At 59.3% G+C, this 12,976-nt stretch carries 10 protein-coding genes; 3 read left to right on the plus strand and 7 right to left on the minus strand.

Annotated elements, in window-relative coordinates; genetic code table 11:
- Positions 1-54 precede the first annotated feature (54 nt).
- The 6 genes from nirB to EYC79_RS06720 all read right to left on the minus strand — a co-directional run bounded on the left by nirB (position 55) and on the right by EYC79_RS06720 (position 7,855).
- The gene (gene nirB, locus EYC79_RS06695) at positions 55-2,514 is read right to left on the minus strand and encodes a nitrite reductase large subunit NirB (RefSeq protein WP_130977532.1); all 2,460 of its coding nucleotides are present in this window, start codon (positions 2,512-2,514) and stop codon (positions 55-57) included.
- Between the two features lie 6 nt (positions 2,515-2,520).
- The gene (locus EYC79_RS06700; RefSeq protein ID WP_130977533.1) at positions 2,521-3,318 is read right to left on the minus strand and encodes an ABC transporter ATP-binding protein; all 798 of its coding nucleotides are present in this window, start codon (positions 3,316-3,318) and stop codon (positions 2,521-2,523) included.
- A 12-nt stretch (positions 3,319-3,330) separates the two neighbouring features.
- On the minus strand, positions 3,331-4,227 hold the full coding sequence (gene ntrB / locus EYC79_RS06705; RefSeq protein ID WP_112520739.1) for a nitrate ABC transporter permease: 897 nt from the start codon (positions 4,225-4,227) through the stop codon (positions 3,331-3,333).
- A gap of 77 nt (positions 4,228-4,304) precedes the next feature.
- Positions 4,305-5,603 carry a CmpA/NrtA family ABC transporter substrate-binding protein gene (locus EYC79_RS06710; RefSeq protein ID WP_130977534.1) on the minus strand — a complete coding sequence of 433 codons (1,299 nt, stop codon included), beginning with the start codon at positions 5,601-5,603 and terminating at the stop codon, positions 4,305-4,307.
- 364 nt (positions 5,604-5,967) lie between these two features.
- Positions 5,968-7,239 (minus strand): CmpA/NrtA family ABC transporter substrate-binding protein, encoded by a 1,272-nt coding sequence (locus tag EYC79_RS06715; RefSeq protein ID WP_130977535.1) that lies wholly within the window; start codon positions 7,237-7,239, stop codon positions 5,968-5,970.
- A gap of 28 nt (positions 7,240-7,267) precedes the next feature.
- Positions 7,268-7,855 (minus strand): ANTAR domain-containing response regulator, encoded by a 588-nt coding sequence (locus EYC79_RS06720; protein ID WP_111850875.1) that lies wholly within the window; start codon positions 7,853-7,855, stop codon positions 7,268-7,270.
- A 156-nt stretch (positions 7,856-8,011) separates the two neighbouring features.
- Here EYC79_RS06720 and EYC79_RS06725 point away from each other — a divergent pair, with 156 nt between their 5' ends.
- A complete protein-coding gene (locus tag EYC79_RS06725; protein WP_111850838.1) occupies positions 8,012-8,719 on the plus strand; it encodes a FadR/GntR family transcriptional regulator in 708 nt (235 codons plus the stop codon).
- Positions 8,720-8,782: 63 nt separating this feature from the next.
- On the opposite strand, the gene aspA is transcribed toward EYC79_RS06725, so the two are convergent.
- Positions 8,783-10,201, minus strand: coding sequence for an aspartate ammonia-lyase (aspA, locus tag EYC79_RS06730; RefSeq protein ID WP_418122107.1), 1,419 nt, complete (start codon positions 10,199-10,201; stop codon positions 8,783-8,785).
- 237 nt (positions 10,202-10,438) lie between these two features.
- Between aspA and EYC79_RS06735 the strand changes: the two genes are divergently transcribed.
- Entirely contained in the window at positions 10,439-11,941 is a 1,503-nt protein-coding gene (locus EYC79_RS06735) for an amino acid permease (RefSeq protein ID WP_062445083.1), read from the plus strand.
- Positions 11,938-12,900, plus strand: coding sequence for an asparaginase domain-containing protein (locus tag EYC79_RS06740; protein WP_245495209.1), 963 nt, complete (start codon positions 11,938-11,940; stop codon positions 12,898-12,900). Before EYC79_RS06735 ends, EYC79_RS06740 begins: the two co-directional genes overlap by 4 nt.
- The last annotated feature ends 76 nt before the right edge of the window (positions 12,901-12,976 follow it).

A 12,976-nucleotide genomic window follows, 5' to 3' on the forward strand; every position in this document is an offset into this window, starting at 1 on the left:
CTCCATGTCGCCCCACCACCCAGCGCTATGCACCGATGGCTTCGAAAGCCCCGGTCACTCTGCGGCTTGATTGAAGCCGATGGTCGCCATCGGCTTGAACTCGTGCTTGTGTTCGCCGGACACACGCTCCGACCAGGGATCGACCTGGGCGAACTTCTGGCTGAAGACAAAGCGCTCGTAGAAGCCCTTGCGTTTGTCGGCGTCATCCATGATCTGGCGGCGGATTTCGTCGTAGCCGATGCGCTTTGCCCACTTGTAGATGCGCTCAAGATAGCGGGCCTGTTCGCGGTACATTTGCGTCAGCGCCACGATATGCTCCAGCGCCTCATCCGCAGTCTTCACCAGACCGAGAATTTCAGTACCTTTGATGTCGAGGCCTGCAGCGCCGGCAAAGTGGATTTCGAAGCCGGAATCCACGCAGATCACGCCAATATCCTTGCACGTCGCCTCTGCGCAGTTGCGCGGACAGCCCGAAACGGCAAGCTTCAGCTTGGCCGGCGTCCACGAGCCCCACATGAACTTTTCAATGCGTATGCCAAGCCCGGTGGAATCCTGCGTGCCAAAACGGCACCACTGCTCGCCCACACAGGTTTTGACGGTGCGCAGGCCCTTGGCATAGGCTTGGCCGGAGATGAAGCCAGCCTTGCCGAGATCGGCCCAAACGGCGGGCAGGTCTTCCTTTTCGATGCCGAGAAGATCGATACGCTGACCCCCTGTGACCTTCACCAGCGGGATCTCGAACTTGTCCACGACATCGGCGATGGCGCGCAATTCACCTGCATTGGTCACGCCGCCCCACATGCGCGGAACGACGGAATAGGTGCCGTCCTTCTGGATGTTGGCGTGCACGCGCTCATTGATGAAGCGGGACTGATAGTCATCCGCATATTCATCCGGCCAGTCGCAGACGAGGTAATAGTTCAGCGCCGGACGGCATTTGGCGCAGCCGCACGAGGTCTTCCACTCCAGTTCCTGCATGACGGCTGGAATGGTTTTCAGCCCTTTGGCCTTGATCAGACGGCGCACATCGTCATGGCCAAGATCGGTGCATTTGCACATGGGCTGCACCGCCGTGGGATTATAGCTGTCTCCAAGCGTCAGCGTCATCAATTGCTCAACGAGCCCTGTGCAGTTGCCACAGGAGGCCGAGGCCTTGGTGTGGGCGCGCACATCGTCAAGCGAGGTCAGGCCCTTTCCGGTGATGGTGGAGGTGATTTTTCCCTTGCAAACGCCGTTGCAGCCGCAGATTTCCGCATCATCCGGCAAGGCTGCAACGGCCGCCATAGGGTCCAGAGGGGAGCCCCCCTGATAGGCCTGGCCGAAAATCAGTGTTTCGCGCATCTCGGTGATATCCGCGCCCTTCTTCATCAGGTCGAAGAACCACGAACCGTCCGAGGTCTCGCCATAGAGGACCGCGCCGATGATACGATTGTCCTTGAGGATCAGGCGCTTATAGACGCCCGCCGTCGCATCGCGCAGCACGATCTCTTCACGGTCATCGCCCTCGGCAAAATCGCCTGCGGAGAAGAGGTTGATACCGGTGACCTTGAGCTTCGTATTGGTGAAGGAGCCGTGATACTCCGACTGGCCGCCGATCAGGCGGTCGGCCAGCACTCTGGCACTTTCGTAAAGCGGCGCGACGAGACCGTAGCAGATGCCGCGATGCTCGGCGCATTCACCGAGCGCGTAGATCGAGGCGTCGGACGTCATCATGCCATCATCGACGACGATACCGCGATTGACGGCAAGACCCGCTTCCTTGGCAAGGCCGGAGGCTGGGCGAATGCCGACGGCCATGACCACCATGGTACCTTCGATGATGCGACCGTCTTCCAGCTCGATGCCCTCGACCTTGTCTTCACCAAGAATGCGCTTGGTATTGGCCTTGGTGATGATGTCGATGCCACGTTCGGTCAGCGCCTTTTCCAGAAGATAGGCCGCTGCCGGATCGAGCTGGCGCTCCATGATAGTCGGCATCAGGTGAATGACGGTGACATCCATGCCCTGACGCTTCAGTCCATAGGCCGCTTCGAGACCAAGAAGACCGGCGCCGATGACGATGGCGCGACCCTTGCCGCCGGCGATCTCCAGCATCTTCGTTACGTCATCGAGATCACGATAGGCAAGAACGCCGGGCAACTGGTGGCCGGGAACAGGAATGATGAAGGGAGAGGAGCCCGTGGCGATCACGAGCTTGTCGTAGGAGGCGGTGATGCCGTTTTCGCTGGTGACGGTCTTGCGCTCTCGGTCGATATGGCTGACCTTCGCGCCCTTGTGCAGGGTCACGCCATGGGCTGCATACCAGTCGTCGTTGTGAATGACGATGTCTTCATAGGCCTTTTCACCGGAGAGAACTGGCGAGAGCATGATGCGGTCGTAATTGACGCGCGGCTCGGCATTGAAGATGGTCACGTCGAAGACGCCGGGAGCGGTCTCGAAGAGGTTCTCCAGCATGCGGCCCGGCGCCATGCCGTTGCCGATGATGATGAGTTTCTGGGGCTTTGTTTCGGCCATTGGGTCTTACTCCGCTGCTTCGACGAAGCGGTGACGTTCATAGAGGAACTTCAGCACGGCTTCGCGGCATTTGAGGTAGGTTCGGTCGGAGGCAAGCTCGATGCGATTGCGTGGTCGCGCCAGCGGCACATCAAGTATTTCGCCGATATGAGCGGCCGGGCCGTTGGTCATCATCACGATGCGGTCGGAAAGCAGAACGGCCTCATCCACGTCGTGGGTGATCATGATCATGGTGTTGCCAAGCCGCGCATGGATTTCCATCACCGCATCCTGCAGATGGGCGCGGGTCAGCGCATCGAGCGCGCCGAAAGGCTCGTCCAGCAGCAGGATTTTTGGTTCCATCGCCAAGGCCCGGGCGATGCCGACGCGCTGCTTCATGCCGCCGGAAATCTCGGATGGCTTCTTTTCCTTCGCATGGGCCATCTGCACGAGATCAAGGTTGCGCATGACCCAATCGTGGCGCTCGGCCTTGGACTTGGTGTAGCGGAAGACCTTCTCGACGCCGAGATTGACGTTTTCGTAGACGGTGAGCCATGGCAGCAGGCTATGGTTCTGGAAGACGACCGCGCGCTCCGGGCCCGGCTCGTTGACCTCGCGGTTTTCCAGCAGCACCACGCCGGAGGAAACCTTGGTCAGGCCGGCAATCAGGTTGAGCATGGTGGACTTGCCGCAGCCGGAGTGGCCGATGACGGAGACGAACTCGCCCTTGTCGATGGTGAGGTTGATACCCTTCAACACCTCGGCGCGGCTGCCGCCCTTGTCGAAATATTTGTCGATATGATCGAGCTTCAAATAGGCGTTCATGAAGAAATCCTCTTAGTTCGCTGCCGCGCCGCGGGTGATGAGCTTTCCGGCGGCCGCCACCAGCTTGTCGAGGACGAAACCGACGACGCCGATATAGGCGAGTGCCACGATGATGTCGGGCAGGCGGGATGAATTCCACGCGTCCCAGATGAAGAAGCCGATGCCCACGCCACCCGTCAGCATTTCAGCCGCGACGATGGCAAGCCAGGAGAGGCCGACGCCGATGCGAAGACCGGTGAAAATGTAGGGGGCGGCGGATGGCAGCATGATCTTGTAGAAGAACTCGATCTGGTTGAGGCGCAGCACTTGGGCGACGTTGCGGTAATCCTGCGGGATGTTGCGTACTCCCACCGCGGTATTGATGATGACCGGCCAGATGGAGGTGATGAAGATCACGAAAATGGCCGAAGGATTGCTGTCCTGAAACGCGGCCAAGGACAGCGGTAGCCATGCGAGCGGCGGGACGGTGCGCAGCACCTGAAAGATCGGATCGAGGCCTCGCATCGCCCAGACGGACTGGCCGATGATGGCGCCAACGACGACGCCAACGATCGCTGCAAGACCGAAGCCGTAGGCCACACGTTCGAGCGAAACGAGAACGCGCCAGCCAAGGCCGATATCCTGAGACCCATAATGGAAGAAGGGGTGGACAATCAGGTCGTAGCTTTCCTCAAAGACCTGGCTCGGGGGCGGCAGCGACGCGCCGGGCGCCGAACAGAGCGCCTGCCAGAGGCCAAGCAGGATCACCAGAACGACGAGCGGCGGAACGACGTTTCGCGCAATCGATGCGGCGATCTTGCGAAAAGAGAGTACCGACACGGGGCGGCGGTTCATGGCGATCACGGTGCCGCCCTTTGGCGTCGCAACGGCGATGGCCGTGCTTTCTGTCTTGCGTGCGGTTGCGGTCATGGTCTTGTCCTGTTTCCGGATGGTGTGTTGCACGGGTTGCGCGCCCCTCCGCTGGCTGCGGAGGGGCCATGGCGTCCTCAGGAGGCCGCCTTGATCGACAGGCTATCGAGGTAAGCGGATGGGTTTTCGGGATCGAAGACCTTGCCATCGAAGAAGGTTTCCTTGCCACGGGAGGTGGAGGTCGGAATATCGGCAGCGGCAACGCCCAGGTCCTTCGCGGCAGCGCGCCACAGATCTTCGCGGTTGACCTGAGACACCAGCGCCTTGATGTCGGTGTCCGGCGCGAACTTGCCCCAGCGGATGTTTTCGGCAAGGAACCAGCTGTCATGGCTTTGGAACGGATAGGATGCTGCGTCCTTCCAGAACTTCATGTAGAGATCGGTGCCATGAGCGACGCGGCCATTGCCGTAATTGATGTCGCCCTTCAAACGGCCGAGCACGTCCTTCGGAGGAACGTTGAACCACTGGCGCTTGCCGAGAATGGTCGACATCTCCTCCTTGTTGTCCATGCTGTCGCACCATTGCTGCGCTTCCATCACGGCCATCAGCATGGCCTTAGCGGCATTCGGGTTCTTCTCAACCCAGTCGGCGCGCATGCCGAGCGCCTTTTCTGGATGACCCTTCCACAGTTCTCCGGTCGTACAGGCCGTGAAGCCGATGCCTTGGTTGACCAGCTGCTCGTTCCAGGGTTCGCCGACACAGAAGACGTCCATGTTGCCAACCTTCATGTTGGCAACCATCTGCGGTGGCGGAACGACGATGGTGGAGACGTCCTTGTCCGGATCGATGCCGCCAGCCGCCAGCCAGTAGCGAAGCCACAGATCATGTGTTCCGCCGGGGAAGGTCATCGCCGCCTTGATTTCCTTGCCGTCCGCCTTCTTCTTCTCGAAGGCAGCTTTCAGTTTCGAAGCATCGAGCTGGACGCCGGTGTCGGCGTAGTCCTTGGCAACGGAGATGCCCTGGCTATCGAGATTGAGGCGGGCGAGGATTGCCATCGGCACCGGCACGTTGTTCTGCGTCACCTTGCCGGTGTGCATGAGATAGGGCATCGGGGTCAGGATATGGGCGCCGTCGATCCCGTTGGACGCGCCGCCGAGAACGAGGTTGTCACGCGTAGCACCCCAGGAGGCCTGCTTCAGGACCTCGACATCGGGCATGCCATGCTTGGCGAAAAGTCCCTTTTCCGATGCGACGATCAGTGGTGCTGCGTCGGTCAGCGCGATGAAGCCAAGTTTCGCGCCCTTGACTTCAGGTTCGGACGTGGCGGCGAAGGCGCCAGAAGGGAAAGCCGTTCGGACGGCGGTGATCAGGGTTGCAGTGGCCGACGTCTTCAGGATCGAGCGGCGGCTGATCGAACTGGAAAGCATTTTCTTCATGTCGCATGTTCCCCTTTTTGGCAGCCTCATGGGCGCCCTATGACTTTTGCGAAGCCCAAAAACAAAAAAACGCCGCTCGGTGATGCGCCTTCGGAACGGGAGGAGGTTCCGGGCTGCATACCTTGCGACGTCTGTGTCGTATGAAGAACGCTGATAACGCGTTCCTGCTGCTCCGATCGCCGTTGACCCGAGCGTTTTACACAAAGCAAGCACCGTGCCAGTTTTTGTGCTTGTCTCTACTGAATTGAAAAATATAAGTTTTTTTAGATGCAGGGTCGGTAATTGGTATTTAAGCCAAAAAATTTCAGGCTATTATTTAATCTGAGCTCCGACCCTTGGCTCCAAAAATGCAGCACTCGATGCTTCAGAACTCGCCTGTCGCGGGTTGGGCCGTGGCCGAATTCCTAACCGGGAAGCGCTCGACATAGGCTGGGATGTTCGATGGATCAAAGGTCATTCCATCCATGAAGAGGGCTCCTGCACCGTCGTTCTCATCCTGGAGAGCAGCGCCGCCCGCGCCGAGCGCAGCGCGATACAGGTCAGGACGGTAGGCGGATGCGGCGGCCTTGGCACCCTCGGGCGAAAACGTGGTCTGTCCCCAGCGGATCATCTGGCTGTAGATCCAAAGCGCCTGGTTGGGTTGCGGATCGTTGGCGTGATCGGCGTGGAACTGGAAGTATTTGTCGATGACGCGCTGGTTGCCCTGGCTGTCGATATGGAATTCTCCTCCCAGCACGCGTCGGAGAATATGTTCAGGCGCGCCGATATAGCGCGGATCGGAGAGCGCTTCGCTCAGAGCCTGCCGATTTTCCAGGCCGTCGCACCAGCGGGCGGCGGCGTCCAATGCCACGAGAAGTCTCGCCACGCTTTCCTGCTGGCTCTCCGCCCAATCGGGGCGCATGCCGATGACTTTTTCCGGTGCGGACGGCCATATATCCTGCTTGACCGCAACGATGCGCCCGACGCCGCGCTCGCAGGCAATCATGTTCCAGGGAGCGCCGACGCAGAAGCCGTCGATTGCACCGGCTGCAAGCGCGTCGGAGGTCAGCGGTGGCGGCACGACCACCAGTTTGACATCCCTGTCCGGGTGGATGCCACCCGCTGCCAGCCAGTAGCGAAATTCGTAATTATGCGATGAGAATGGATAGGTCATGCCAAGCGTGGGCGCCGCCTCTCCCTTGGCCCGCATCTCATCAAGCACGCTTTTCAGCGCGCGGGCATTTTCCAGCGCCCCCGCTGTCGCGGACAAGCCGGTCGTCTCCTGCATCCTTGAGAAAAGCGCAGTGGAAAGCGTAATGGCGTTGCCGCCCCGCCCGAGTGAAAAGGGCGTTATGGTCGGCGAGGGGTTCGAGCCGAGACCGAGCATGGATGCCACTGGCATGGGCGAGAGCATGTGGGCAATGTCGAACTGGCGAAAGGCGAGGCGGTCGCGAACATTCGCCCAGGAGACATCTTTCACCAGGTCGAGCTTCAGACCTTCCTTCTCGGCAAAACCGAATTCGGCCGCGGCAATCAGGACCGAGGCGTCGACGAGCGGAATAAAACCGGCGCGGAGGGTCCGCTGCCGGTCATTGCCGATCGGCGCAGGCGCTGCAATGCCGGATTTCCTGTCTGCAAGATCGTCTATGACCGTCATGCTATCGCTCCTCGTCCGGTGGCGGCCGTCACATCAGTAGTCCGGCTGCCGTGACCACGCTCTGCGCGATCTCGGACAATTTCTTTTTCTCGTTCATCGCCGTCTGGCGCAGCAGTGCGAAGGCTTCCTCTTCGGAAAGTCCGCGCATCTTCATCAATATGCCTTTGGCGCGCTCAATCACTTTGCGCTCTTCGAGCGCGGATTTCGCCTCGGCCAATTCTCGCTGCAGGCGGCTAAACGCGTTGAAACGGCTAACCGCCATATCGAGGATCGGCTTGACGCGCTCTTTCTTCAGCCCGTCAACGATATAGGCTGAAACACCGGCTTCCACGGCGGCCTCGATCGACGCCGTATCCGATCGGTCGACAAACATGGCGATCGGCCGGCTGATCGTGCGCGTCAGCTGAAACAGATGCTCCATCATGTCGCGGTTGGGATTTTCCAGATCGATAACGATCACATCGGGCTGCAGCGTCTCGATGGTGCGGGCCACCCCGTTGACCTCGTGAATGACCGTGACCTTCATATGACCGGCCTCACGCAGTCCTTCCTCGATAATCGAGGCGCGAATGGCGTTTTCATCGATCACAAGAATGGTCAAGTCCCGAAGCGTCATGCGCGCATCAATGCAGCAGACCTGTCGAAATAGCAATGTTTTTCACCATGTCTAAAAATTAAGCAAATGAGTGGGGTCACAGCTTTCTTTGGTTCCGATCATTCTGTCGGCAGGCCGCTTCTTGACAATGATATGATGTTTGGAAAGGTTACTTGCATGAGTGCAGGGGCTGATTGGATTTACGAGGCGAACCCGGTTCATCGCAAAAGTGCGGCGGAATCGGTATTCGAAGATTTGCGGTCGGCCATCGTGTCGGGCCGGTTGACGGTTGGCACACGCCTGCCATCGGAAACGCATCTGGCCGGTCGATATGGTGTCAGCCGCCCCATCGTGCGCGAAGCGCTTCGCTCGTTGCAGACGCTTGGCATGACGCAGACGCGCACGGGCAGTGGCACTTTCGTCCTGACGGATTCTCCCCGACAAGAGTTGCGCTACGGCGGCTATTCGGCACGCGATCTGATGGAGGCGAGACCTTTCGTCGAGGTTCCCGCCGCCGGTTGGGCGGCGCTTCGCCGAACGGACCAGCAGGTGGCGCGGATGATGAAGCTCTGCGGTGAGATGGATCAACAGGAAGATCTGCACAAATGGGTGCTGCTGGACTGTGAGTTCCATAGCGCTATCGCAGAAGCTTCCGGCAACTCGCTGTTTGCCAAGGTGATTGCGGATGCCCGTGACAGCGTCAGCCAACAATCGGAACTGCTGAACCTTATGGCCCACCGCCGCGTCGCCTCAAATATCGAGCATCGCAAGATTGCAGAAGCAATCGAGGCAGGCTCTGAGGATGGCGCGCGCCAGGCGATGGAAGCCCATCTTGGCAAGGTCAAGCAGGCGGTGACCTCCATCATGGGTGATGACGCCAGATAAAGCGTAGAGTCTGGGAATACCGGAAGACTGTCATCGTCTCCCGGCTTGCCTTGTCTAAATGTCTTATGCGGTGGGCTGCACAGCAGGTGCCGAGATATTTGCCAGCAATTCCGGCCTCAGCGCCTCGATCAACTGTTCAGCGCTCATATAGCCTTTTTCCAGCACGACCTGCGGCACGGTTCGACCGCTTGCCAGTGCCTCGCGTGCAACCTCGGTTGCGGCGTAATAGCCGATCAGCGGATTGAGCGCCGTCGCAATGCCGATCGATTCTTCCAATCGACGCGCCATGATATCGACATTGGCGGTAATGCCGACAACGCAGCGTTCCGCAAGCGTCCGGCAGGCGGTGCCGAGCTGAGCGATGCTTTCCGACAACGCCCGCACGATGACAGGCTCGAAGGCGTTCAGCTGAAGTTGACCGCCCTCCGCGGCCATGGTGACGGTGATGTCGTTGCCGATGACCACGAAAGCGACCTGGTTGACGACTTCCGGGATCACAGGATTGACCTTGCCGGGCATGATGCTTGAGCCGGCCTGCACGGCGGGGAGATTGATCTCACCGATGCCGGCACGGGGGCCGGAGGACAGCAGGCGCAGGTCATTGCAGGTCTTCGAGAGTTTGACGGCGACGCGCTTCAATACGCCCGAGAGATGGACAAAGGCGCCAGGATCCTGCGTTGCCTCGATGAGGTCGCTGGCCGTCACCAGTGGTCGACCTGTCAGTTGGACCAGATGCTTGCAGGCAATCGCGGCATAACCGGCAGGAGCGTTAAGGCCTGTGCCGATCGCCGTCGCACCGAGGTTGATCTCATGCAGCAATGCTGCCGATTCGATCAGGCGCGCACGGTCTTCCCCAAGCATCACGGCGAAGGTGCGGAATTCCTGGCCGAGTGTCATCGGCACTGCATCCTGCAACTGCGTGCGCCCGACTTTCAGAACGCCGTCAAATTCGCGGGCCTTCGCCTCGAAAGCGTCCTGAAGCACGAGCATGGAGGCGGCAAGTTCATCGATGGATTCGATCAAGGCGATGTTGATCGCCGTCGGATAGGCGTCATTGGTGGATTGGCTGAGATTGACGTGATCGTTCGGGTGCAGGTGCTTGTAATCGCCCTTGGCGTGCCCGAGAATCTCCAGCGCGCGGTTGGCGATCACCTCATTGGCATTCATGTTGGTGGACGTTCCGGCCCCGCCCTGAATCACATCGACGATGAACTGGTCATGGAGGGCACCGTCGCGGATCTCGCGGCAGGCCGTGACGATGGCGTCCAGACGCTCCTGATCCAGCAGTCCCAACTCATGGTTTGCCAATGCAGCGGCCTCCTTGACGAAGGTCAGTCCGCGAATGAGATAGGGATAGCGGCCGATCGTTGCGCCGCTGATCTGGAAGTTCTCCGCCGCGCGCTGCGTGTGCACGCCCCAATAGGCATCTGCAGGGACATCCTTGGGCCCGAGAAGATCGCGTTCCTGACGCATCGTGATCATATCATCCTCCATGTTGATCCGATAATCTGTAAAGCTGCTAGACAGATTTAACTTGGTTTAATCCTGTCCATGATGTAGGTCAATGGGCGGGGAGAGGGTTGACGGGCGTGCAGTGGAGAATTAAGGGATCGAAAATCTGTCATGCAGCCTTACAGAATGGCTACCTTGACCTTTCGGCGCCTGGAGTTTTGACAGAGCATTCTCGCGCAAGGACAGAACGGGTCATTCATCAAGTCTATGGACGACAGCTCTGAGGGAGGAGCGACACCAGTGGATAAGGTAACTCAAGCAAACCATGAACGTCAGGTCGAAATCCAGGAGGATTTCGGCTATCACAAAGCACTCAAACCGCGCCAGATCCAGATGATCGCCATTGGCGGCGCGATCGGGACAGGGCTTTTCCTCGGGGCGGGCGGGCGCCTTGCCATTGCTGGCCCCGCTCTTATCTTCGCTTATGCAATTTGCGGCTTCTTCGCCTTCCTGGTGCTCAGAGCGCTTGGCGAATTGATCATGCATCGCCCGACATCGGGTTCGTTCGTTTCCTATGCCCGCGAGTTCTACGGCGAGAAGATGGCCTTCGCTGTCGGCTGGATGTACTGGATGAACTGGGCGATGACCTCGGTTGCCGATGTGACGGCGGTTGCCCTCTACATGAATTTCTTCAAGCAATATGTGCCCTGGATGCAGGGCATCGACCAGTGGGTGTTCGCGCTCGGCGCGCTCATCATCGTGCTCGGCATGAACATGCTGTCGGTCAAGGTGTTCGGCGAACTGGAATTCTGGTTCAGCCTGATCAAGGTCCTCGCGCTCTTCACCTTCCTGATCGTGGGTGTTTACTTCGTCATTTTTGGAACGCCAATCGAAGGTCACGTCACAGGCTTCAGCCTGATTGCCGATAATGGCGGCTTCTTCCCCAATGGCATCCTACCGGCCTTCATCATCATTCAAGGTGTGCTCTTCGCCTATGCCTCTATCGAGTTGATCGGAACCACCGCAGGTGAAACGGAGGATCCGCGCAAGGTGATGCCGAAGGCGATCCGCACCGTCGTCTTCCGCCTTCTCGTCTTCTATGTCGGCTCAGTCCTGCTGCTTACGCTTCTTTTGCCCTATACGGCCTACAAGGCGGGCGAGAGCCCGTTCGTGACCTTCTTTGGCTCTATCGGGGTGGAAGGCGCTGACATCGTCATGAACCTGGTCGTTCTGACCGCGGTTCTGTCGTCGCTGAATGCCGGCCTCTATTCGACCGGGCGCATCCTGCATTCGATGGCGGTGTCCGGCTCTGCACCGGCGGCGCTGGCGAAGATGAATAAGGCTGGCGTGCCCTATGGCGGCATCGCGGTCACGGCTGTCGTCACTGTGCTCGGCGTCATTCTCAATGCCATTGTTCCTTCGGAAGCATTTGAAATTGCGCTCAATCTTGCCGCGCTCGGCATTATTTGCGCCTGGGGCGTCATCGTGTTATGCCAACTCAAGCTGTGGCATCTGTCCCGGCAGGGGAAGATGCAGCGTCCGGATTTCAGCATGATTGGCGCGCCTTATACGGGCATCCTGACGCTTGTCTTCCTGTTTGGCGTTCTGGTGCTGATGGCATTCGATTACCCTGCGGGCACATATACCGTCGGCTCTCTTATCGTCATCGCACCGACCTTGGTGGGGGGATGGTATTTGATGCGTGGCCGTATTCAGGAATTGTCTAAAGCACAGCAGTTGCGTGACGCTGGCGCGCGGGGCCAGCAGTGACCGTCGTAATTCCGACCGATCATGAAAAAGGGCTGGTGGCGGTCATTGCCACCGGCGGAACCATTGCGAGCCAACGCGATGAAACCGGGGCTGCGAAACCCTCGCTCTCCGGTGAAAACCTGCTCTCCGGCCTTGGCGGCGATAGCGCCTCCGTCAAACCCGTCGAGCTGATGGCGAAGGATTCTTCCAGCCTGACGGTCTCAGACATGCAGGCGATCAGCGATGCGGTCGGTGTCGAGCTTGCGAACCCTGCGGTGAATGGCGTCGTCGTGCTTCACGGCACGGATGCGATGGAAGAAACCTCACTGCTCGTTCATCTGCAGCATAGGCTCGGCAAACCGGTGATCTTCACCGGTGCGCAGTTTACAGCCGATAACCCGCTCTCGGATGGCCCGGCCAATCTTCAGGCGGCGATTGCCGCTGCCGCGACGCCATCCAATAGCGACAAGGGCGTCCTTCTGTCGTTCGGTGGCAAGTTGCTGCCGGTCTGGGGTCTCTACAAGCGCTCAGCCGACGATCCGGATGCGTTCGATCTTGCGGGACCTTCCGACTGTCCTCAAAGCCCTGAATTTTCGGCGCCGGTCGATGCTATCCGCATCGACATCGTCGCAATCTATCCGGGCTGTGAAGCGACCCATATCGATGCCAGTCTTGATGCGGGGGCCAAAGGCATCGTTCTTTGCGCTCTCGGCTCAGGTAATGCCAACGCGGACGTAGTTGATGCTCTGCGGCGTTGTCGCGAGAGACATGTTCCGGTCGTCGTTTCCAGCCGCGTTCCCGAGGGGCACCTGGTGGCGGGCTATGGCGGAGGCGGTGGCGGTCACGATATGGGTGCTGTCGGTGCCATCCATTCCCGAACATTGCGGCCTGGTCAGGCAAGAATTCTGCTGGCATCGCTTATAGCCGCGTCTGCGCGACACCGCGACATGGCGCGTGCGTTCAACGACTTTCGCGATTGAAACGATCCGGGGATAACACGGAAGTGGCAGAAATGTGATTTCTGCGGAACTTATCGTCTTCGACCCTGTTAAGCCC

It is taken from the genome of Agrobacterium cavarae, assembly GCF_004310285.1.
Taxonomy (GTDB): domain Bacteria; phylum Pseudomonadota; class Alphaproteobacteria; order Rhizobiales; family Rhizobiaceae; genus Agrobacterium; species Agrobacterium cavarae.